We start from the raw sequence: 21477 nt of genomic DNA on the forward strand, positions 1-21477 counted from the left end.
GACCTTATTCGTTGCCCGGTGTGTGGTGCGCAGCGCTGGCAGCACGGCTTTGTTCAGCCCCCTGCCACAAGCGCTCGAGGTCATAGAACTGGCGTGCCGCAGCGGTCATCACATGGACGATCACATCACCCAGGTCCAGCAGGACCCAGTCGCTGTCGCCCTTGCCTTCTTCGCTCAGGGACTTCAGGCCGGCAGCCTTGACCTTGTCACGGACGTTATCGACCAGTGCGTTCAACTGACGGTTGGACGTACCGGTGCAGATCAGCATGTAGTCAGCGATGCTGGTCTTGTCGCGCACGTCGATGGTCAGGATGTCGGCACCCTTGACCTCTTCGAGGGCTGCAATCGCAACATTGATGACTTCTTCACTGCTCATTTTTTGCTTGGTCATATAAAACTCATTCAGCTCGTATGTGTGGGACCGTCCAGACGCTTGTCGATCAAAGCAGTTTCAGGACGACCCATCAGTGTTCGGCGCGCGGTAAAGTCCGCGCGCATCGATATAGGCCAGTACCGCGTCTGGCACCAGAAAACGTACCGACTTACCGCTGGCCAGCAGTTGACGGATCTGGGTGGCAGATACCGATAAAGGCGTCTGCCAGACGAATGTAATCTGTCCACCCGGCCCTTTCAGGGCCTTGGGATCGCTGACTGCGCGGGCCGCCAGCAGATTGCGCATGGCATCCGGCGACTCGCTGTCCGCGTCCGGGCGTTGCAGCACCACGATATGGCAGTGCTCCAGCAGTTCTTCCCATCTATGCCAGGTCGGCAGCCCGCAAAAGGCATCCCAACCCAGCAACAGGAACAACTGGTCGCGAGGCGCCAGTTCGGCGCGCATCGATTCCAGTGTGTCGAGGGTGTACGACGGTTTGTCACGTTTCAGTTCACGGTCATCCACCGTCAGGGGCGACACACCCGCGACGGCGCTCTGAACCATCGCCAGACGATCCTCGGCGGTGACGCTCGGCATGTCACGATGCGGAGGCCTGGCGCTGGGCGTCAGGCGCAACTCATCGAGTTCCAGCAGTTCGGCCACTTCGAGCGCACCGCGCAAATGACCGATATGAACCGGGTCGAACGTGCCCCCAAGCATGCCGATACGTCTGGGCAGCGCGGTCATGGGGCTATTCAAGTCAGGCTTGTCCGCGCAATTGGCCGTCACCGATCACGATGTACTTCTCGCAGGTCAGCCCTTCAAGACCGACAGGACCGCGGGCGTGCAGCTTATCAGTAGAAATGCCGATCTCGGCACCCAGGCCGTATTCGAACCCGTCAGCGAAGCAGGTCGGCGCGTTGACCATGACTGAACTGGAATCGACCTCGGCCATGAACCGGCGCACCTGACTCTGGTGGTCCGAAACGATGGCATCGCTGTGATGCGAGCCGTAATGGTTGATGTGCTCGATGGCTTCATCCAGCCCGGACACGACGCGAATAGACAGAATCGCGTCCAGGTACTCGGTATGCCAGTCGTCCTCGGTGGCCGGGATCACGTCGATCAGCTCACGGGTACGCTCGCAACCGCGCAACTCGACGCCCTTCTCGCGAAACTGTGCGGCCATCGACGGCAAAAAGTCGGCGGCAATGGTCTGATCGACCAGCAGGGTTTCCATCGCGCCGCAGATCCCGTAACGGTAGGTCTTGGCGTTGAAGGCGATCTTCTGCGCCTTGGCCAGATCGGCGTGGGCACTGACATACACATGGCAGATGCCGTCCAGATGCTTGATGACCGGCACCCGCGCATCGCGGCTGACGCGCTCGATCAGGCCCTTGCCGCCACGCGGAACGATGACGTCCACGTACTCGGGCATGCTGATCAGCGCGCCAACCGCTGCACGGTCGGTGGTTTCAACCACTTGCACGACAGCAGCGGGCAGCCCGGCCTCGGCCAGACCGCGTTCAATGCAGGCCGCGATGGCGCGATTGGAATGAATGGCTTCGGAACCACCGCGCAGGATGGTTGCGTTTCCGGACTTCAGACACAGACTGGCCGCATCGATGGTCACGTTCGGACGTGACTCGTAGATGATTCCGACAACCCCCAGCGGCACGCGCATCTTGCCGACCTGAATACCCGACGGCCGATAGCTCATGTCGCGGATCGCACCGACCGGGTCTGCCAGCGCTGCAACCTGACGCAACCCGACGATCATGCCGTCGATCCGTGCGGGGGTCAGGGCCAGACGCTCGAGCATGGCCGGCTCAAGCCCGTTCGCCTGACCATTGGCCAGGTCAAGCGCATTGGCGGCAGACAGCTCGGCGCGGGCTTCGTCCAGAGCGGCGGCAGTGGCCTGCAGGGCGCGGTTCTTCTGCGCAGTGCTGGCACGGCCGATCACTCGCGAAGCTTCGCGGGCGGCGCGACCCAGGCGGGTCATGTAGTCAAGAACGGACTCAGTCATTGGTCTCAGAGGTCTTGGCAAAGAGGAAAGCGGCTGATTATAGCTGTCGTGCCGCCCGAACGACAGCGCAGACAGGCGGATGGTCGATATCAGTGCGCAGATTTTTCGTCACCGTGGCAGGCGTTGCCAGCGGCCATGCACAGGCAGGCATCACGCATGGGCTTAACGGCCTGTCATCATTCGGTCATGTTCAGAAACAACAAAGCGCCTAATCCGGACACATTCAGCTGCAATTAAACTTGCGCTTGTTATTATCGGGCTCTTTCTCAATGTACCCGTCCGATTATGCCCACAGCCCTCCCCGACCACTTCTTTCATCGCGATGCCCAGGTGCTGGCGCGCGACCTGCTGGGCAAAGTCATTCGCCACAAGTCAGGCGACCTGTGGCTGGCCGCGCGGATCATCGAAACCGAAGCGTACTACTGCGCCGAAAAGGGCAGCCATGCCTCGCTGGGCTACACCGAGAAACGCAAGGCGCTGTTTCTCGACGGCGGCCACATCTATATGTACTACGCGCGTGGCGGCGATTCGTTGAATTTCAGCGCCGAGGGGCCGGGCAATGCCGTGCTGATCAAATCGGCATTTCCCTGGACCGACGCGACCAGCGACGAAAACGCGCTGGCGCAGATGCAACTGAACAACCCCGACGCCAGCGGCGCAATGCGCCCGGCGCAACGGCTTTGCGCTGGCCAGACGCTGCTGTGCAAGGCGCTTGGCCTGAAAGTCCCGGTGTGGGACGCCAAGCGCTTCGACCCGCAGAAATTGCTGGTCGAGGACGTCGGCCAGACACCCGAACGTATTATCCAGACCACCCGACTGGGTATCCCTGCCGGGCGCGATGAGCACCTGATGTACCGCTTCGTGGATGCCGGGTACGCCCGTTTCTGCACACGGAACCCTCTCAGACGCGGTCAGGTCGAAGGCCGCGACTACTTATTTCTCGATCAAGGAAACTGACCGATGGGCGATCTGCTCAATGGAATGACTGGCTGGCTGACCGCAAACCCTTCCTGGGTGGCTGTCGCGATCTTTTTGGTGGCCTTCATTGAATGCGTCGCGATCGTCGGGATCGTCGTGCCGGGCACGGTCATCATGTTTGCCATCGCCGCCCTGGCGGGCAGCGGCATTCTGCCGTTGAGCGAAGTGCTGTTGCTGGGTTTTCTCGGTGGGCTGCTGGGTGACGCGGTGTCGTACTTCGTAGGCCGGCGCTTTCATCAGAATATCCGTCAATTGCCCGGCTTGCGCACGCACCCGGAGTGGATGGAAGGTGCGGAAAAATACTTCCACCGTTACGGCATTGCCAGTTTGCTGGTAGGACGCTTCATCGGTCCGTTGCGCCCGATGCTGCCGATGATCGCCGGGATGTGCGACATGCCGCTGCCGCGCTTCGTGGCAGTCAGCGTGCTGGCGGCGGCAGGCTGGTCGATTGCCTACCTGATGCCGGGCTGGGCGGCAGGTGCAGCGATTCGCCTGCCACTGCCGGAGGGCTTCTGGCCCGAGGCGGCCGTGGTCGGCGGCGGCCTGGCCGTCCTGTTCGGGCTGAGCATCCAGAGCAGTATTCGCCAGAAACGCTACGCAACCCGACTGATTTCCGCGCTCAGCCTGACGCTGGTCGCGGCGCTGTTCTTCGGCTTCCCCTTGTTGGCCGACTTCGACAACGGCCTGATGACGCTCATCCAGGAACACCGCAGCGAAGCCACGCAGCACATTGTGGTCTTCGTCACCAGCATCGGCGATTTCAGGGCGCAGTTGCTGGCCGCCAGTCTGCTGATCATCGTGCTGGCGGTTGCCAGGCAATGGCGCCACGCAGCCTTTGCCCTGACCGCCACACTGGGCACCGCGATCGCCAACGGCATCCTGAAAACGTTTTTCGCCCGCGCTCGCCCGGAGGTGCTGTTGGAGCCGCTGACAACGTACAGCATGCCCAGCGGGCATAGCTCGGCGGCCTTTGCGCTGTTCATGACCCTGGCAGTGCTGGCCGGACGTGGCCAGCCCGTGCGGCTGCGCCTGACCTGGATGCTGGTCGCCGGTATTCCGGCTCTGGCAATCGCGCTGTCGAGGGTTTACCTGGGCGTTCACTGGCCTACCGATATTCTCGCCGGCATGCTTCTGGCGTTCTGTGTCTGCGCCGCCAGCCTGGCGCTCATTCAACGCAAGGACCCTTTGCCGGCCATGTCGGTGCGCGTCTGGTGGCTCGTCGTGCCAGCCATGACCGCGTTGCTGGGTATCTTTGCCGTTCGTGCCCTGTCGCACGGGGTGCTGCGTTACCAGTATTGATCGGCAGAACTGATCGCACCCGCGCGCAACGGGTGCGACACTTCTCAAATCTGGCACCTTGCCAGTGCTCTTTCGAGGCGTTGACTACACTCTCCAGCGACAAATGAGTGTGCGATGGCGTGATCGAAGGAGTGTTGATGTCTGCACTGGATGGTTACACGGCGATGCCTTCCCGGCAGCGCGGCGCAATCGGCCTGATGGCGGCGCTGACCATGGGCCTGGCGCTGCTGTGCACGCTGACCGTCATCGACAGCGGCAGGCTGTACCTGGAAAAGCGCTCGTTGCAGCGGGTTGCGGACATTGCCGCACTGGAAGCGGCAGGCCGTAGAGGAACGTGCAGCGGCACGGCGGCCTCGGCGCCCGATTTCGCCAGTCAGAGTGCTACGCGCAACGGTTTCACCCCGAATACCGATGGCCGCACTCTGGTGACTCGCTGCGGAACACTTGCGGTGGACGTCGCGGGACCTCGCGTATTTGTCGCCGACTCGACGCAAGCGCTGGCTATTCAGGTGGTTGCGGCGCATCCGGTGCCGCGCAGCATTGCAGCCGGCATTGGCGCCCTGTTCGAAAAAACGCCCTCCCCACCGAATGTGACGATCAGCGCCACCGCCGTGGCCGCCAGCGCCGCGCCGCTGGCGGCACTGACCATCCGCAGTGCGGCAGTCACTGTGGACAGCACCGGCGCCGCCCTCCTCAACCCGGTGGTCGGCAGCCTGCTGGGCGGTACGCTGAACCTGAGTGTTGCCAACTGGCAAGGCATCGCAGACACCAACCTGAGCCTGCTGAGCTACCTGAACAGGCTGAAAACCGACCTCAGCCTTACGGCGATTGGCTACAACGATGTACTCAACACCTCGGTCTCGGTCAGTCAGTTGCTGCAGAGCGCAATCAACGTCATCAGCCCCAACGCGACGCTGGGCGGTGCCGCCGCCATTCAGGGCCTGCAAGCCTTGAAGCTGGCGGCTGGAACGACCACCGTGCTGCTGGGTGATCTACTCTCAGTGCAGAGCGGCACGGACCTCGCCGCGCTGAACACCAATCTGCGCCTGATGGATCTGGTCCAGGGCCTCGCGCAACTGGCCAACGAAAAGACCGGCGTTCTGACCGCCACCCAGATCAATGTCGCCGGGCTGGCGCAGGTCACCACACGCATTCAGGTGATCGAGCCGCCTCAGCTGTCGGCGATCGGCGACCCGAGCAAAATCGACCCGCTCAACCCGCGAGACGGTGCCAACCGGATTTACGTACGCACGGCACAGATGCGCGCGCTGGTGTCGATCAACCTGCCGGTGCTCGGCACAATCACTTCGCTGGCCAATACCGCAGGTTCGGTGATCGGCAGCCTCACGCCGATCCTCAACAGCGCATTGGGCCTGAACCTCGCCGGGCTGGGGACCTCGGCCTCCTGCGCGCTGGGACTGAGCAGTTGCATGGTGACCGACTTCAAGTTTCTGACCGACAGCTCATCAAGCGCAGGCCCGAGAATCGACATGAGCCTGTCAATGGCCAGCGCCGACAGCTACGTCACCGGTTTTACCTGTACCAGCAACGCCAGCAAAACCCTCAACGTCAAGACCGACGCAGCACTGCTCAGCGCCAGGATCGGCTCGATCGACAGCTCGTCGGCCTTCCCCGCCAGCACTGATCCGGCGGCCATCACCGCCCTGCCGGTGCCGGTCATCGATATCGGCACCATGACCTGTCAGAAAATCGCCGGGCTGCTGGGTAACTGCACCGCCCGCAAGCCTTTCGGGGGTGGCGGTATCGGCCTTACCTTCGACAACGTCAGCCAGTCGGCACTGGGCAGCTCGACGGTGACCAGCACGACGTTCAGCTCGCCCAACCTGCCGGAGATCAACAGTGCCCCGTTTTACCTGACACGCGTTGCACACACCAAACCGAGCACCTTGCTCAACGGCACGGCTTCAAGCGTGAAAGTGAATGTGTATAAACCGGCGACCAGCAATGTGCTGGGCAACGTCATCACCGGTGCGGCCACCACACTGAACAGCCTGACCCTGGCGCTGGATGCGATTGTCGACGACACCCTGACACGCTTGCTGACGTCGGTCGTCGACCCGTTGTTCGAATCACTGGGTGTGAGCATGGGGGCTACCGATGTCGGCACCAACCTGAGCTGCAACCTGGGTCAGGCGACGCTGGTGATTTAGCTGCCGGGCTGATCGGCGTTGAATATCGGCAGCTCGATCTGGAAGCGAGCGCCCTCGCCGATGTTGGCGACGCTGAGCTGGCCGCCCATCTGGTCGACGATGCCGTAACTGACGGACAAGCCCAGCCCGGTGCCGACACCTACCGGTTTAGTGGTGAAAAACGGCTCGAAAATGCGCTCCAGCAACCGCGGATCAATGCCTCCACCGTTGTCCTGGACCGCCAGGCGGATGATATTTTCATCGCGCTCGGCCTCGACACTGATCCATGGCTCGAAATCCCGGTCCTTTTCCCGGCGCGACAACAAGGCATCCCGGGCGTTGACCATCAGGTTGATCAGCACCTGCTCAAGCTGATCGACATGGCCACGCACCCGCACCGCGTCGATCATCCCGCCGACCCGCAGCTGCACGCCCTTGCCTTTCATGCCTTCAGCCAGCATCGAGATCGTGCCTTCGACCGCCTGGGCCGGATCGAACAGCTGCTCTTCTACTTCAGAGCGGCGACCGAATACCCGCATATGATCGACCACCCGGGCGGCGCGCTGCACCTGGGTGTCGATGCGATTGAGCTTTTCCGTGAGGTATTCGATGTCCACATCACCCCGACCCAGACGCTTGAGGACGTTGACCACGGCCATGCGCATGACGTTGAGCGGCTGATTGATCTCGTGGGCCAGACCGGTGGACATCTCGCCAAGCGTTGCCATCTTCGCGCTCTGATTCAACTGCATGCGCGAGCGGCGTACATCGGTGTTGTCACGGCCCACCGCCTGCACTTCGACCAGTTTGCCGTGTTCATCGAATACCCCCCGGTCGGCCCATATCCACCAGGCATACTCGCGTCCCGGCAGCTCGATACAGATTTCTTCGGTACTCACCGGCGCTTCCGGAGTCAGCTGGCCGATACGCTTGATGAATGCCTCGCGCTGCTCGTCCGACAGCCAGTCTCCCAGGTTGATCCCGGTCAGTTGCTCGGGTGTGCACTCCATATACTTGGCCAGCGGCCGGTTGCCGAAACTCAACACCAGGTCCGGCGTGTAGCGGCAGATCATGGCCGGCGAATCCTCGACCAGAATGCGGTAACGCTCCTCGCTACGCCGTATATGCTCGGCGGCCAGGGTGGCCTCGGTCACATCCAGCCACAGACCCACCGCCTCCACCGGCATGCCGAGGTCGTCACGCAGCAGTCGCGCCTCGTCCAGCAGCCAGTGGTATTGGCCGTTCCTGTTGCGCAACCTGAAACGGCGGCTGACGAATCCTTCGCGCAGCAGTTGGCGATTACGCTCGAACCAGATGTCGTGGTCGTCGGGATGGATGTACCCCGCCAGTTGCCCGTCGACGCAATCGGCCAGCGTCCAGCCCAGCAAAGGCGTGAGGCTGTCACTGAAAAAGGTGGGTTCCAGATTGCCGTGATCATAACGCTGCACGTAAATCACGGCGGGCGAACTGGCAATCAGGTTATCCAGCCGGGCATGGGCGGCGGCGGCCTCGGTTTCCTGATTCTTGATATCGCTGACGTCCAGCATGAACCCCAATACCCGCTGCACCTGCCCCCTGTGCAACGCTTGCCCCTGAATACGAAACCAGAGGGTTTCCTGAGCGGGGTCGTTTTGTGCCAGACGTACACAGAGCAACAGCGGCGTGCCCTTGTCGCGCAACTGGGCGAGGCGACTGGACAGCTCCTGTCGATCGGCGGGATGAATCAGTGCCAGCCAGTCCTGACGCGACAGGCTCTCGACCCGGTCGCCCAGACGCAGACTGCGAGCCAGCTGCGGTGCCAGCAGAACCTCGTCACGATCCGGCAGCAATTCCCACCACCCGGTGCCCAGCAGGTCCTGAAGCACCGCCAGGCGTTCGACATGGTGACGGTTATGTTGCTCGGACATTCGAAAAAGCACCGGCCCGGCCAGCGCCGAGCACAGGTTGAGCCACTCGCGCTCGCCCAGGTCCGGCGCCTGCTGCTGCGCGTTATAAAAACCGAACATCAGCCAGGCCTTGGCAACGTTATCGCGGCTGTGGGGGATGAGAAAACCGTCAGCGTTGCCGAAAACACTTTGCAGCGCTCCCGCATCGACACTGCCGCCAAACCTCAACTGCTGCGTGGCATCGACGTTGAATCGATCCAGCGCAGTGCCCAGCCGCTGCCCGACCTGCCACAACTCGGGCGCCGTATGAGCGCTGTACTGACAATAAACACGCCAGCCGACACCGCCAACCTCCGGCAACACCAGCGCCACACAGGGAATGCGCCACAGCTGCGCGAGTTCCTCCAGTTGCTCGCTCACCACGGCAGTCAGGCGGTCGACATTGCACCCTCGCACACGCTCGGCCATCTGCCCGGCAAACCGCAGGCACTGCTGGCGGCTGCGCGCGGCACTGGCTTCCTCCATCAGGTCGCTGATATCCAGCAATTGCAAGAGCCAGCCCTTGCCATGCGCCTGCACCCAGCCTCGGGCGTGCAAGGTGTGTGCATCGTCGCCCTTGAAGTCCAGGTCGAGCATGTGCCCCAGCCAGTCACGCGGCACACCTTCGATAACCAGCGCGCTGTTGGGCAGCAGCAGGCTCATCAGTCGCTGGGCAGCCGGCACTGGCGCAGCGATGTCCAGACGAGAGAGCAAGTGCGGGCTGATACTTTGTATACGGCCTTCGTCATCCAGCAGCAGATAGAGGTCCGCCCCGATCGGACCGGGCTCGCTCGATACCGGCAAGGGCTGCGGCACCTGCGTTGCTTCACCACGGCCCAGCCAACGGCTCAAACGATTCTTTTCAAGGGACAAGTTGCAGACTCGCTTGTGCAGTCAGGTTGCTCGGCAAGCGCGGAACCTCGCCAATGCCAGGGAGGGTCAACAAGGGCAGTACCTGAGCCAGTCGCGTCTTGGGGTATTGAATGGTCACTGTCAGAATGCCCGCGCTATAGGTCACACTGGTATGGTTGACATTGAATCCCAGCGCAGGGGGTATCCACGACAACTGGTTCATGACCACACTCTGAGCCTGACTCTTTAACAAATCGTTATAGCCGGTAACTGTTGGACTGAGGGCCACACTTCTGCGCACCGCTTCACTGGCGGCGGCATTGAATGACTGAACCATGAGCAACGGCAGGCTATAACTCACCATGCCGTAGAACACCGCAAAGAAAATAACGAACACCGCAGAGAATTCAATAGCGGCGGCCCCCTGTTGACGACGGGGCAAGGTGTGGTGCAGAACAGTTTTCATATCGACGTCTACCCTGACATGTAATGCATCAACACAGCATAGATCTTTCCCGATAACAGGATGTCTTCGGCGTGATGAAATTATTTTTCCTGCTGATCTGGTTTGCAATTTGCGCCGAACAGGATGCGCGTTGCAAGCAGATTTCCAACGGACTGACACTCGGCGCAGCAGCGCTGGCGATTATCTACCTGGCTTTGACCGGTATGACCTGGCTCGGCTCGCCTGCGCTGGAGGCCCTGCTGGCCGTGACCCTGGCATTGGCGCTGACATTGCCCGGTTACGCACTCGGCAAGTTGGGCGCCGCAGACGTCAAACTGATGACGGCGTTGGCGCTGGCCTCGAACAGTGCCTATCTGCTGTGTACGTTTATTGGCGCGGGTGTTGCCATGGCGACCTGGCTTATCGTCGCAAAGAGTGCCTGGCCCCCGACACAGCAATGGGTTGCGCAACGCTATCGGTATATGAACCCTGCGGCGCCAGACAAACATCCTTTTTCACCTTTTTTATTCGCCGGTTTACTCCTGAGCACGGCACTGCTCCACTAGTCGAATAACAGCGCGGGAAATTTTAATGCTATGTACATAGTCAGAAAGTACGACTACGGTTAAGTCATGGCCATGACGTACTGTCACCAATACCCACACTGATCGAATAACGCCGAGTCATGTTTTGCTGAATGGACCGGGGCGCCGTCGACGGTCCCCTAACAGCATGGAGTTGCCTGTGGATAACTACCCGCTCACGAAAGTTCTGGTGGTCGATGACCAGCCCCCTATCGTTGAAGAACTCTGCGAGTTTCTGGAGAGCAGCGGCTATGAGTGTGTGCGTTGCCATTCAAGCCTTGAGGCCATCGAGCATTTCAGCGCCGACAGCACCATCGGCATCGTACTCTGCGATCTGGAAATGCCCGGCATGAACGGCATCGAGATGGTCGAAGCGATGAAGATGGCTGGCGGCAAGACGCACCTGTTCGAGGCCATCATGCTGACCGGCCAGGCCGAGAAAAAAGACGTCATCAAGGCGCTTCGGGCCGGCATCGCCGATTACTATCAGAAGCCGGTCGATCTGGAAGAATTGCTCGAGGCTGTGCAGTTGCAAGTCCAGGCGCTGCACGAGCGGCAGAAAACCCGCCAGCAACTGGGCCTGCTCAACGAAAAGCTCCAGTTTCTGGCCGCCTCCATCGACGATCTTTATCAGAACCTGGACAGCGTCCAGAACAGGCCTCAAACCGAGCGCAAAATGCGTAACCGCCAAGAACGTGATGGGCAGCAACGTGACGGGCAGATGCCGGTGGCACTGGCCAAGTTGTCACCCCGCCAGCTGGATGTGGCGCGCCTGGTCAGCACCGGACTGACCAATTACCAGATCGCCTGCGAACTGGGCATTACTGAAAACACTGTAAAACTCTATGTGTCGCAAGTGCTGCGCCTGACTCACATGCATAACCGCACACAATTGGCATTGGCATTTTCACCGGGCAAATCGGCAGAGCGGCAAAGGCAGAGCGAAAGCCAGGGCTGAACGGGAGTCAGGCTTCGATCTCGTTCAATACGACGTGATAAGGCACATCGACCAGCACCGAATGCACCCGATTGCGGCCCGCGTGCTTGGCGCAGTACAACGCCGTATCCGCCTGGGAGGCAAGGCTCAGGCTGTCGTCATGGGCACCGAGAGAAACCACCCCGGCACTGAAGGTGCAGAACAGATCGGCGGGCTGCGCCGGGTAATGGATCTCTGCAAAGCGATGGCGGATGTCATCCAGCACCCTGTGGGCGCTCTGGATGTCGGTGTCCGGCATGACAATGGCAAATTCCTCACCGCCGTAACGCCCGATGAAGTCGGTTTTGCGCAGGCGTTGCTTGAGAAACAGCGCAAGGCTCTTGATGACGCGGTCCCCCATCGGGTGGCCGTGGCTGTCGTTGACCTTCTTGAAGTGGTCGATATCGAGCATGGCAAAGCACAGCGGCTTGTCTTCACGTCGCGAACGAAAGCTGCAATCTTCCAGCAGTTGCAAAATATGCGTGTGATTGTAAAGCCCGGTCAGGCTGTCGCGGACCATGCGCGCCTTGAGGCTTCGCGCCCTGGCAGCACGGTTGCGCACCGTGGTGATCAGATGACGGGGTTTGATCGGTTTGGTCAGAAAATCGTCGCCGCCTTCGCTCATGGCATCGAGTTGCTTGTCCTGATCGTCTTCGGCCGACAGATAAATGATCGGCACGCTGACATAACGGTCGTTATGGCGAATGACCTTGGCCAGCTCCGTACCGGTACACCCCGGCATGTACATGTCGAGAATGATCAGGTCGGGCTGAAACTCGGCCAGTTCGGACATCGCCTGAATCGGGTCGAGCAACACCCGCGTGACGATTCCGGCGGCGTTGAGAACACGCTCGGTGTGCAGCGCCTGCGCGCGGGAATCGTCGATGATCAGCACTTTATAAGGCTCGTATTGAGCCACGCAGGTCAGCACTTCGATTTTTTCCAGCAGACTCGACGCTTCCAGCGCGCCGGTCAGAAACTCTTCGCCACCGGCCCTGACGGCGGCCAGGCGGGTGGGTGTATCGGTTTCATTGAGGCTGAAAAACAACAGCGGGAGCTTCTGTTCCAGCCCTTCCTGAGCCTGAGAGGCCAGTTCAAGACCCTTGCCCGGCCCGCTGAAATCGACATCCATGACAATCGCTGCCGGGTGCCGCTGTGCCATCGCCCGCTGAAACTCGGCGACATTGTGCAGCGACAGCGCCGCCAGCCCGAAAAACTCCAGCTGCTTGGCCAGGCGCTCGGCCCGCTCGTGATCCTGAAGCACTATATAGACGGGCTTGCGCAACGGTGGCAGCGTCGTCTGCTCGAAACGATCGCCGTGCCGCAGTCCGGTTCGGGAAAGGCGCTGCATCAGACGATTGAGATCCGTGATGACACGGCTGTTGAGACGACCGCGATTGGCTTCCACCGCATCGAGGGCCTGGCTGATCTCCTGCGCCAGAGCGCTGTGTTCTGCCTGCTCGAAACGCTCGGCGAAGCGCGAAAGACGCTGCGTGGACTCCTTGAGCTCGGCCATATCGCCGACCGACCATTCGGCCTTTTGCAGACGCTGCCACGTCTCCAGAATCTGGCGCGCCTGGTGAATGACCCGTTGGGCAAAGTGATGCTTCAGGCGATCTCGGCTAGGGTCTTCGTGGTCGGTCATGGTCAGACTACTGTGGTTTTGCTGAGCGATACGGCTGATGGCGCTATGCTAGCACCTCCGTTACAACAGAACAGCGTCGTAAGTCACTTATTTGACAACAATTTGATGGCGCATAGCCAGTATGCAAAATCAATCGATGCATAGACTGCGCCTATGATCGTTACAGTTCAAATATCAAGATAATGTCTGTCAGCCGCACCTTGAGGTAAGGTTGCGGTCGAACGCCTCGTGAAGCATTCAACTCAAGATCGAAAGGACCCTACCATGCTGGATTGGAAGAACCGCGCAGGCAGCGCGGGTGCGCGCAGCGCTGACACTTCATCGACCAAACGCCGCGGTTACCTGGGTAACCTGTTCTATAGCCGTGCGCTGGGCGCCCTGATCTTGATCTACCTGCTCGTCGCACTGGCAGTCGGCTGGTACTGGAGCAAGGAACCTGCGCTGTTCCCGGTACAACAGAATGCGCAAGCCGCCGCCGAGCGCGAAGGCAAACAGATGGTCATCGGCTACACGACGGTTGAAACGCTCAAGACCGTGGCGGGCACGTTGCTTAACAAGCCCGGTGGATACCTGTCCAACGACCGCATGCCACCTGGCCTGTGGCTGGACAACATCCCGAGCTGGGAATACGGCGTGCTGGTGCAGGTGCGTGATCTGAGTCGTGCGCTGCGCAAGGATTTCGCCCGCTCCCAGTCGCAATCGGCTGAAGATGGCGATCTGGCCCGCGCCGAGCCGTTGTTCAACTTCAACAATCGCAGCTGGTTGCTGCCTTCCAGCGAGTCGCAGTACGCCGAGGGGATCAACTCCCTGAGCCGCTACCAGGCACGCCTGTCCGATCCCAACCAGAAAGGCGCGCTGTTTTATGCCCGCGCCGACAACCTGAACAACTGGCTGGGCGATGTCGGCACCCGCCTGGGTTCGCTGTCGCAACGCCTGTCGGCCAGCGTTGGCCGGGTCAAACTCAACAGCACGCTGAAAACCGAAGCCGCTGTGTCGGTCAAACCCGGTGAAGTACCGCAGGTCGACGAGGAAATCGTCGAAACGCCATGGCTGGAAATCGACAACGTGTTCTACGAAGCACGCGGTCAGGCTTGGGCGCTGTCGCACCTGCTGCGCGCCATCGAGGTTGATTTTGCCGATGTACTGGCGAAGAAGAACGCGACGGTCAGCGTGCGCCAGATCATTCGTGAGCTGGAAGCCTCGCAAGAGCCGATGTGGAGCCCGATGATTCTCAACGGCAGCCCGTTTGGCGTGTTCGCCAACCACTCGCTGGTCATGGCCAACTACATCTCGCGTGCCAACGCTGCGGTCATCGACCTGCGCCAATTGCTGAATCAGGGCTGATGTCCATACCTGCCAACGAGGCCGCGCACCGCGCCGCCTCGGATGCCGAGCAGATCGCCTGGGTCGACGAACAGGATCGACTGCTCGGTTCGCTGGTCCGCGCTGACCTGCGTGAACGCGGACTGATCGGACGCGGCACTTATATCCTGCTGTTCAACAGTCTCGGTGAGCTGTGCGTGCATCGGCGCACCTTGAGCAAGGCGATCTATCCCGGCTATTGGGACGTAGCCGCAGGCGGGATGGTCCAGGCCGATGAAAGCTACGCAGCCTCTGCCGCGCGCGAGCTGGAAGAAGAGCTGGGGGTCAGTGGCGTACCGCTGCAGGCCCACGAACAGTTTTTCTTCGATCAGCCGGGCAACCGGCTCTGGTGTGCAGTGTTTTCAGCCGTATGGGACGGACCTTTGAAACTGCAACCTGAAGAGGTCCTGGAGGCGCGCTTCATGCCCATCGCCGAAGTTCTGCAACAGGCTGAGCATAATCCCTGGTGCCCCGACTCCCTGGCGGCACTGAAACGCTACCTTAAGCAGATAGAGAACGAGCAGTAAGCGAGTGTTCAGCAATTGGCACATCCAGCCCCTTAGCAACCGGCCGGTTTGCCGTTACACTGCGCGACCTTTTCAAACTGGATCGGTCCTGCCGTTTCAGTAGCGCTGCCCCTGCCAGAGTGGGGCTTCGCGGTCGATAACTCGTACGAGTCCGACCCATCTTCAGTCCTCAACAAGAGGATGTTTGCGTGGCTAAAAAAGCCGCTTCTCTCGCCGCCCTGGGTGGCCTGGTATTTTCAACCGACGCTGGGCGCCACTGCCCCGATTGTCGTCAACCCGTTGCCGAGTGCACCTGCAAACAGACGGCCATCCCCGAAGGTGACGGCATTGCCCGTGTACGTCGTGAAAGCAAGGGCCGGGGCGGCAAGACCGTCACCACCATTAGCGGCGTCCCGCTGGCCGAAGAACCGCTCAAAGAGTTGGCCAAGGCTCTCAAGCAACGCTGCGGCACAGGCGGATCGCTCAAGGAAGGCGTGATCGAGATTCAGGGCGATCACGTCGAACTGCTGTTGGCAGAGCTGATCAAAAAAGGCTTCAAGGCTAAAAAGTCCGGCGGCTGAACCCGCGAATCAAATCGTCATTTCCACCCATTACAATGCGCGCAGTCAGCTTCAGGCTGGCGCAACGACTTATTTATAGGGGACTTCGATGTCCGTAAGACGCACACGTAAAGACGATGGCAGCCAATGGACCGTTGCGGACAGCCGCAGCGTTTACGGCATTCGCCATTGGGGCGCGGGTTATTTTGCTATCAACGAAGCGGGACGCGTTGAAGTCCGTCCCAACGGGCCGGACAGCTCGCCCATCGATCTTTACGAACAGGTCGACAATTTGCGCAAGAGCGGCCTGTCGCTGCCCTTGCTGGTGCGCTTCCCCGACATTCTGCAGGACCGTGTGCGTCAGCTGACCGGCGCGTTCGACAGCAACATCGCGCGCCTGGAATACCAGAGCAAGTACACCGCGCTGTACCCGATCAAGGTCAACCAGCAGGAAGCGGTGGTGGAAAACATCATCGCCACGCAGAACGTCTCCATCGGCCTGGAAGCGGGCTCCAAGCCTGAGCTGATGGCGGTGCTGGCACTGGCGCCCAAAGGCGGCACCATCGTCTGCAACGGTTACAAGGACCGTGAGTTCATCCGTCTGGCGCTGATGGGCCAGAAGCTGGGCCACAACGTGTTCATCGTCATCGAGAAAGAGTCCGAAGTCGAACTGGTGATCGAAGAAGCCGCCGAACTGAAGGTCGCTCCCCAGGTTGGCCTGCGCGTACGCCTCTCCTCCCTGGCGTCGAGCAAATGGGCGGATACCGGTGGCGAGAAATCCAAGTTCGGTCTGTCGGCTGCGCAGTTGCTGTCGGTGGTCGAGCGTTTCCGCAAGGCCGGCCTGGATCAGGGCATTCGCCTGCTGCACTTCCACATGGGCTCGCAGATCGCCAACCTGGCCGACTATCAGCACGGTTTCAAGGAGGCGATCCGTTACTACGGCGAACTGCGCAAGCTCGGCCTGCCGGTGGATTACATCGATGTCGGGGGTGGTCTGGGGGTCGATTACGACGGTACGCACTCGCGCAACGCCAGCTCGATCAACTACGACATGGACGACTATGCAGGCGTCGTGGTCGGCATGCTCAAGGAATTCTGCGACGCGCAAAGCCTGCCGCACCCGCATATCTTCTCGGAAAGCGGCCGCTCGCTGACCGCCCACCACGCCATGCTGGTGGTGCAGGTGACCGACGTCGAAAAACACAACGACGAAGTCCCGGAAATCGCCGACAAGGCCAGCCTGCCGGAAACCGTGCAATGGCTGGTCGACCTGCTGGGCCCGACTGACATCGAGATGGTCACCGAAACCTACTGGCGCGCCACGCACTACATGAGCGACATCGCGGCCCAGTACGCCGATGGCAAGATCAGCCTGTCGGAAAAAGCGCTGGGCGAGCAATGCTACTTCGCCGTCTGCCGTCGCCTGTACAACTCGCTGAAAGCCCGTCAACGCTCGCATCGTCAGGTGCTGGACGAGCTCAACGACAAGCTGGCCGACAAGTACATCTGCAACTTCTCGGTGTTCCAGAGCCTGCCGGACACCTGGGCCATTGGCCAGGTGCTGCCGATTCTGCCCCTGCACCGCCTGAATGAAGAGCCGGTGCGCCGCGCCGTGCTGCAGGACCTGACCTGCGATTCGGACGGCAAGATCAAGCAGTACGTCGACGAGCAGAGCATCGAGACCAGCATGCCGGTGCATTCGCTGAACGAAGGCGAAGACTATCTGCTGGGGATCTTCCTGGTGGGTGCCTACCAGGAAATTCTCGGCGACATGCACAACCTGTTCGGTGATACCGATTCGGTGAACATCTACCAGAACCCGGACGGCAGCGTTTACCACGCAGGCATCGAAACCCACGACACCATCGAAGACATGCTGCGCTACGTGCACCTGTCGCCGGAAGAACTGATGACCCATTACCGGGACAAGGTCGCCAGCGCCAAGATCACCCCACGCGAGCGCACCTACTTCCTCGATGCCTTGCGCCTGGGGCTGACCCGCTCGTCGTACCTGTCGTCCTGATCGTTGCGCGGAGCCAGATCTAACTGCTTATCGTGCCAATGCTGCGCATTGGCATGCAGTTCGTGACGCGGAGCGTGAGGAACGAGAGGTGCCCGTAACCACCGCCCCCCATGCTCCGCACTCATACAGCCCCCACTCGATGTAATCCCCCGCCAACACTTGCTGTAGGCAACGTCCTGTTCTACCTGCAGACCTCTACCCTGCCCGGCTTCTGCGCGAGAATCCGCGGTCGCATTCCCGGTAGAGAAGCCCTCCATGCCCGACCCCGCCAGCGCGCCATTCCTTCATCTGGAGATTGCCCGCCTGCAGCGCCGTTTCAGCGTCGTATCGTTCAGCGCAACCGAAGCGATCAGCCAGCCGTATGCCATCGAGCTGGAAATCCTCGGCGACGGCTTCGATCTGGACCTGACCAGCCTGATGTACAAACCTGCCTGGCTGAGCTGCGGTAGCGAGCCCGGATTTCATGGGCAAGGCTTTCACGGTCAGATTCACGGCGCGACCCGCAAGCATTACCACCCCGGCCCGGCCTGCTACACGCTGCTGATGGGACCTCGACTGGCCTGCCTCGGGCTACGCCACCACTCACGTATCTTTCAGCACATGACCGCCACGCGGATCATCGCCCAGGTGCTGGAAGAACATGGTTTGCAGCACTGCTTCCGCTTTGCCCCGCAGACGCAATGCAGCGAGCGCGAAAGCTGCGTGCAGTACCAGGAATCCGACCTGCAACTGGTCCAGCGGCTGTGTGCAGAAGAAGGCATTCACTACCATTTCGTCCACTCCCGTCGCCGCCACGAGTTGGTCTTTGGTGCCATCCACCGGGAAGCCGGATTCAAAACACCTGTCCCGGCACCGCGCCCCGCCATTGCGCCACTGCAGCGTGGCTGGATCAGCGGGCGCGACGGCGAACCGGCCAGGACCGATGCGTCAGGCCGGGTGCATGTTCGCCTCGAATGGGAGTGGCAACGCCCCGAGGGCCCCGACGCCGGCTGTTGGCTGCATCTGGCTGCGGGGCTGGACATCGAATGTCGGGGTGGCATGGCAGTGATTGTGAGCTTTTGCGCAGACGATACCCGCCCGCCGCAGATTACCGGCTGTTTGTCAGCGCTGGCAGACAAAGATGGTCGCAGGAATGATCAAGCACGTGCCGATAACGTTGAGATGCACCTCGACTGGCAGGTGATCACCGGGCCAGACCGACAACTGCAACTGGCGGACGGGACCCGCCTGGAACTGGCTGAAGGCAGCACACTGACAGTCGATGCCGGAGCGAGCACGGTACAGATCGACGACAGTGGCCTCACGTTGAGCAGCCCGCGCGTCAGCTTTGCCAGCCCATCGAGTGATCCGCGCAGCAGTGAATGACGTAGCAGCAACTGTGCGGCACTGGGACGAAGCGTGACGGTCTCAGGCATATCCGACTTACCTTCCAGAGCCCCTCCGCTATGATCCGAGTGATTTTCCTGACACTGATGACCGGTGCCGTACTGGCAGCGCTGTCCGGTTGCTCGCCTTTGAAGCTGCTCAATACGTTGAACCCAAGCGGCCCTGTCGATCATGTCTACAACCTGGCGTACGGGCCGGATCCACGTAATACGCTGGATGTCTACACGCCCAAGGCGAAACCGGCCAAGGCACCGGTCGTAGTGTTTTTCTACGGCGGCAGCTGGAACAGCGGTTCGAAGGCTGATTACGCGTTCGTCGGCGAAGCGCTGGCCGCACGAGGCATGGTGGTGATTATCGCCGACTACAGACTGTATCCACAGGTACGTTACCCAAGCTTTCTGGAAGACTCGGCCAAGGCCCTGGCCTGGGCACACAAACATGCAAACACCTACGGGGGCGACCCGAGCCGCCTGTACGTGATGGGCCACAGCGCCGGGGCCTACAACGCCGCAATGCTCGCGCTCGACCCGCGCTGGCTGGCGCGCGAAGGCTTGTCGCCCTCCATCCTCAGCGGCTGGATCGGGCTGGCCGGGCCTTATGACTTCCTGCCCATCGAGAACCCGGACGTGAAGCCAGTGTTCTTCTTCCCCAATTCCCCGCTGGATTCGCAACCCATCAACCACGTCACGTCCGGCGCGCCACCGGCACTGCTGATGGCCTCGCACACCGACTCGCTGGTCAACCCCAAGCGCAACACCGGCGGCCTGGCCAGGGCGTTGCGTGAAGCCGGCGTGCCGGTGCGCGACCTGTATTTCTCACGCACCAATCACGGCACGCTGGTCGGCGCATTCGCCAGATTACTGAGCGGTCTGGCCCCAGTGGTCGACGAGGTGGACATGTTCGTCAGGCACACGCCGCAAACGGCATCCGAAAAGAACGCAACCGGGCCAAAGGCTCAGTGAACGAACCAGCCGTCCCTGCGTGTCAGCCGCCAGGCAATGGTCCCCAGGCTCAGGCCGCGCAACAGGGTAAAAGCCAGGAACGTCAGCCATAGGGCGTGGTTGCCGTGGCTGGAAGCCAGATAAGCCAATGGCGCGATGCCCGCTGCGCTGAACAGCATCGCGTTACGCATTTCCCGCGCACGGGTGGCACCGATGAACAGGCCGTCCAGCAGGTAGCTCCACACGGCCAACAATGGCATCAGCGCCAGATACGGCAGATACATCATCGCGGTGGCGCGCACTTCCGGTATATCGGTCTGCAGGCTGACGAAGCCCTGCCCAGCCACCAGAAAGAACAGCGCAAACACTACGCTGGAAATCAGTGACCAGCCCCCAGCGACCACCAGAGAGCGGCGCAACGTATCCCGGTCCCGCGCGCCGATGGCATGCCCGCACAGCGCTTCGACCGCATGCGCCAGCCCATCCAGGGCATGGGCAGTCAACAGCAGGCCATTGAGCAGCAAGGCATTGGCGGCAACCGTCGCATCCCCCAGGCGAGCGCCCTGCACGGTGATCAGGAACATCACCGATTGCAGCGCCAGCGTGCGCAGAAAGATGTCCCGGTTGACGGCCAGCAAGGGCCGCCAGTTGCTCCACAGCCGCAAGGCCGACCAGACAATCCGGCCCGGCCAGGCGCGCAAGGTGTTGCGTGCCAGCAGCAGACCGAGCACCACGCCGGTCCACTCCGCGAGTACCGAAGCACGCGCCGAGCCGACCACGCCCCAGTCCAGCCCCATGACGAACCACAGATTGAGCACGATGTTGACGGCATTGGTCACCAGCAGAATCGCCAGTGGCGCCCGAGCGTTCTGCGCACCCAGAAACCAGCCGACCAGCGCATAACTGGCCAGCGCCGCAGGCAGGCCGAACAGTCGGGTATGGAAGAAATCCAGGGTCATTTGCTGCAGATCGGCAGACGGCTGCATCATCGTCAGCGCCAGATGGCTGAACGGCAAGGCGATCACACCCAGCAACAACGCCAGCCCGACAGCCAGCAGCAGCCCCTGCAACAGAATCCGCCGCAACGCAGCGCTGTCACTGCGCCCTGCCGCCTGCGCGGCAAACCCGGTGGTGCCCATGCGCAGAAAGCCCATGGCCCAGGCGAGAAAGGTATACAGCGTCGCGCCCACCGCCACGGCGCCCAGCTGATGGGCGTGGGGCAAATGACCGATCACCGCACTGTCGACCAGCGCCACCAGCGGCACGGAAATATTCGACAGAATCATCGGCGTCGCCAGCGCCCAGACACGACGATGGGTTGAGCGATGACGCCAGTCAGTGAGCAACGTAGACATGAGAACTCCCGGCAAGGTGGGCATTGTAGCCAGATCAAACGCGGGGTGTCCCAGCGTTTCGATACGTCCGGAAAGGGTACTCATGCCTCGA

At 61.2% G+C, this 21477-nt stretch carries 18 protein-coding genes; 11 read left to right on the forward strand and 7 right to left on the reverse strand.

The window, feature by feature from the left end:
• Positions 1 to 4: 4 nt before the first annotated feature.
• The 3 genes from rsfS to KUIN1_RS22935 are packed head-to-tail and all read right to left on the reverse strand — an operon-like array spanning position 5 to position 2399.
• Positions 5 to 391: a ribosome silencing factor gene (gene rsfS, locus KUIN1_RS22925; RefSeq protein ID WP_002555337.1), complete on the reverse strand. Its 387-nt coding sequence runs from the start codon at positions 389 to 391 to the stop codon at positions 5 to 7.
• A gap of 60 nt (positions 392 to 451) precedes the next feature.
• Positions 452 to 1111: a nicotinate-nucleotide adenylyltransferase gene (gene nadD, locus KUIN1_RS22930; protein WP_161420682.1), complete on the reverse strand. Its 660-nt coding sequence runs from the start codon at positions 1109 to 1111 to the stop codon at positions 452 to 454.
• 22 nt (positions 1112 to 1133) lie between these two features.
• Positions 1134 to 2399: a glutamate-5-semialdehyde dehydrogenase gene (locus KUIN1_RS22935; RefSeq protein ID WP_024651248.1), complete on the reverse strand. Its 1266-nt coding sequence runs from the start codon at positions 2397 to 2399 to the stop codon at positions 1134 to 1136.
• Positions 2400 to 2684: 285 nt separating this feature from the next.
• Here KUIN1_RS22935 and KUIN1_RS22940 point away from each other — a divergent pair, with 285 nt between their 5' ends.
• The 3 genes from KUIN1_RS22940 to KUIN1_RS22950 all read left to right on the forward strand — a co-directional run bounded on the left by KUIN1_RS22940 (position 2685) and on the right by KUIN1_RS22950 (position 6847).
• On the forward strand, positions 2685 to 3356 hold the full coding sequence (locus KUIN1_RS22940; RefSeq protein ID WP_058822763.1) for a DNA-3-methyladenine glycosylase: 672 nt from the start codon (positions 2685 to 2687) through the stop codon (positions 3354 to 3356).
• Between the two features lie 3 nt (positions 3357 to 3359).
• The gene (locus KUIN1_RS22945; protein WP_011268990.1) at positions 3360 to 4676 is read left to right on the forward strand and encodes a bifunctional DedA family/phosphatase PAP2 family protein; all 1317 of its coding nucleotides are present in this window, start codon (positions 3360 to 3362) and stop codon (positions 4674 to 4676) included.
• A 137-nt stretch (positions 4677 to 4813) separates the two neighbouring features.
• Entirely contained in the window at positions 4814 to 6847 is a 2034-nt protein-coding gene (locus KUIN1_RS22950) for a TadG family pilus assembly protein (RefSeq protein ID WP_152092311.1), read from the forward strand.
• Here the strand turns inward: KUIN1_RS22950 and KUIN1_RS22955 are convergent.
• Positions 6844 to 9624, reverse strand: coding sequence for a PAS domain-containing sensor histidine kinase (locus KUIN1_RS22955; RefSeq protein ID WP_172980074.1), 2781 nt, complete (start codon positions 9622 to 9624; stop codon positions 6844 to 6846). The genes KUIN1_RS22950 and KUIN1_RS22955 overlap by 4 nt on opposite strands.
• Positions 9614 to 10069 (reverse strand): TadE/TadG family type IV pilus assembly protein, encoded by a 456-nt coding sequence (locus tag KUIN1_RS22960; RefSeq protein WP_011268993.1) that lies wholly within the window; start codon positions 10067 to 10069, stop codon positions 9614 to 9616. The genes KUIN1_RS22955 and KUIN1_RS22960 overlap by 11 nt, the downstream gene beginning before the upstream one ends.
• 74 nt (positions 10070 to 10143) lie before the next feature.
• Here KUIN1_RS22960 and KUIN1_RS22965 point away from each other — a divergent pair, with 74 nt between their 5' ends.
• Positions 10144 to 10614: an A24 family peptidase gene (locus KUIN1_RS22965; RefSeq protein ID WP_024641016.1), complete on the forward strand. Its 471-nt coding sequence runs from the start codon at positions 10144 to 10146 to the stop codon at positions 10612 to 10614.
• A gap of 166 nt (positions 10615 to 10780) precedes the next feature.
• Positions 10781 to 11590 carry a response regulator transcription factor gene (locus KUIN1_RS22970; RefSeq protein ID WP_161633366.1) on the forward strand — a complete coding sequence of 270 codons (810 nt, stop codon included), beginning with the start codon at positions 10781 to 10783 and terminating at the stop codon, positions 11588 to 11590.
• A 7-nt stretch (positions 11591 to 11597) separates the two neighbouring features.
• Here KUIN1_RS22970 and KUIN1_RS22975 read toward each other — a convergent pair whose 3' ends face one another.
• Positions 11598 to 13253, reverse strand: coding sequence for a response regulator (locus KUIN1_RS22975; RefSeq protein WP_152092312.1), 1656 nt, complete (start codon positions 13251 to 13253; stop codon positions 11598 to 11600).
• A gap of 264 nt (positions 13254 to 13517) precedes the next feature.
• On the opposite strand from KUIN1_RS22975, the gene KUIN1_RS22980 reads away from it, so the two are divergent.
• The 6 genes from KUIN1_RS22980 (at position 13518) to KUIN1_RS23005 (ending at position 20052) form a co-directional block, all read left to right on the forward strand.
• Entirely contained in the window at positions 13518 to 14597 is a 1080-nt protein-coding gene (locus tag KUIN1_RS22980) for a DUF2333 family protein (protein ID WP_011268997.1), read from the forward strand.
• Complete coding sequence (locus tag KUIN1_RS22985; protein ID WP_003399749.1) at positions 14597 to 15142, forward strand: NUDIX hydrolase; 546 nt, start codon at positions 14597 to 14599, stop codon at positions 15140 to 15142. Before KUIN1_RS22980 ends, KUIN1_RS22985 begins: the two co-directional genes overlap by 1 nt.
• A gap of 188 nt (positions 15143 to 15330) precedes the next feature.
• Complete coding sequence (locus KUIN1_RS22990; protein ID WP_003313912.1) at positions 15331 to 15702, forward strand: translation initiation factor Sui1; 372 nt, start codon at positions 15331 to 15333, stop codon at positions 15700 to 15702.
• Positions 15703 to 15790: 88 nt separating this feature from the next.
• On the forward strand, positions 15791 to 17704 hold the full coding sequence (gene speA, locus KUIN1_RS22995; RefSeq protein ID WP_003399746.1) for an arginine decarboxylase: 1914 nt from the start codon (positions 15791 to 15793) through the stop codon (positions 17702 to 17704).
• 255 nt (positions 17705 to 17959) lie between these two features.
• The gene (locus KUIN1_RS23000) at positions 17960 to 19069 is read left to right on the forward strand and encodes a contractile injection system protein, VgrG/Pvc8 family (protein WP_032654240.1); all 1110 of its coding nucleotides are present in this window, start codon (positions 17960 to 17962) and stop codon (positions 19067 to 19069) included.
• A gap of 80 nt (positions 19070 to 19149) precedes the next feature.
• Positions 19150 to 20052: an alpha/beta hydrolase gene (locus KUIN1_RS23005; RefSeq protein ID WP_032654243.1), complete on the forward strand. Its 903-nt coding sequence runs from the start codon at positions 19150 to 19152 to the stop codon at positions 20050 to 20052.
• Here the strand turns inward: KUIN1_RS23005 and KUIN1_RS23010 are convergent.
• Positions 20046 to 21386: an MATE family efflux transporter gene (locus tag KUIN1_RS23010; protein WP_024639768.1), complete on the reverse strand. Its 1341-nt coding sequence runs from the start codon at positions 21384 to 21386 to the stop codon at positions 20046 to 20048. The two genes, KUIN1_RS23005 and KUIN1_RS23010, sit on opposite strands and share 7 nt — an antisense overlap.
• Positions 21387 to 21477 lie beyond the last annotated feature (91 nt).

The sequence above is a fragment of the Pseudomonas sp. KUIN-1 genome (genome assembly GCF_009176725.1).
In the GTDB taxonomy this organism is placed as follows: Bacteria; Pseudomonadota; Gammaproteobacteria; order Pseudomonadales; family Pseudomonadaceae; genus Aquipseudomonas; species Aquipseudomonas fragariae.

What these genes read in the sequence shown, in the direction of transcription:
- KUIN1_RS23000 (WP_032654240.1), top strand. Translation starts at nt 17,960, where the DNA reads ATGCCCGACCCCGCCAGCGCGCCATTCCTTCATCTGGAGATTGCCCGC.
- KUIN1_RS22950 (WP_152092311.1), top strand. Translation starts at nt 4,814, where the DNA reads ATGTCTGCACTGGATGGTTACACGGCGATGCCTTCCCGGCAGCGCGGC.
- KUIN1_RS22960 (WP_011268993.1), bottom strand. Translation starts at nt 10,069, where the DNA reads ATGAAAACTGTTCTGCACCACACCTTGCCCCGTCGTCAACAGGGGGCC.
- KUIN1_RS22945 (WP_011268990.1), top strand. Translation starts at nt 3,360, where the DNA reads ATGGGCGATCTGCTCAATGGAATGACTGGCTGGCTGACCGCAAACCCT.
- KUIN1_RS22985 (WP_003399749.1), top strand. Translation starts at nt 14,597, where the DNA reads ATGTCCATACCTGCCAACGAGGCCGCGCACCGCGCCGCCTCGGATGCC.
- rsfS (WP_002555337.1), bottom strand. Translation starts at nt 391, where the DNA reads ATGACCAAGCAAAAAATGAGCAGTGAAGAAGTCATCAATGTTGCGATT.
- KUIN1_RS22935 (WP_024651248.1), bottom strand. Translation starts at nt 2,399, where the DNA reads ATGACTGAGTCCGTTCTTGACTACATGACCCGCCTGGGTCGCGCCGCC.
- KUIN1_RS22970 (WP_161633366.1), top strand. Translation starts at nt 10,781, where the DNA reads ATGGAGTTGCCTGTGGATAACTACCCGCTCACGAAAGTTCTGGTGGTC.
- KUIN1_RS22975 (WP_152092312.1), bottom strand. Translation starts at nt 13,253, where the DNA reads ATGACCGACCACGAAGACCCTAGCCGAGATCGCCTGAAGCATCACTTT.
- KUIN1_RS22965 (WP_024641016.1), top strand. Translation starts at nt 10,144, where the DNA reads ATGAAATTATTTTTCCTGCTGATCTGGTTTGCAATTTGCGCCGAACAG.
- speA (WP_003399746.1), top strand. Translation starts at nt 15,791, where the DNA reads ATGTCCGTAAGACGCACACGTAAAGACGATGGCAGCCAATGGACCGTT.
- KUIN1_RS23005 (WP_032654243.1), top strand. Translation starts at nt 19,150, where the DNA reads ATGATCCGAGTGATTTTCCTGACACTGATGACCGGTGCCGTACTGGCA.
- KUIN1_RS22940 (WP_058822763.1), top strand. Translation starts at nt 2,685, where the DNA reads ATGCCCACAGCCCTCCCCGACCACTTCTTTCATCGCGATGCCCAGGTG.
- KUIN1_RS23010 (WP_024639768.1), bottom strand. Translation starts at nt 21,386, where the DNA reads ATGTCTACGTTGCTCACTGACTGGCGTCATCGCTCAACCCATCGTCGT.
- KUIN1_RS22980 (WP_011268997.1), top strand. Translation starts at nt 13,518, where the DNA reads ATGCTGGATTGGAAGAACCGCGCAGGCAGCGCGGGTGCGCGCAGCGCT.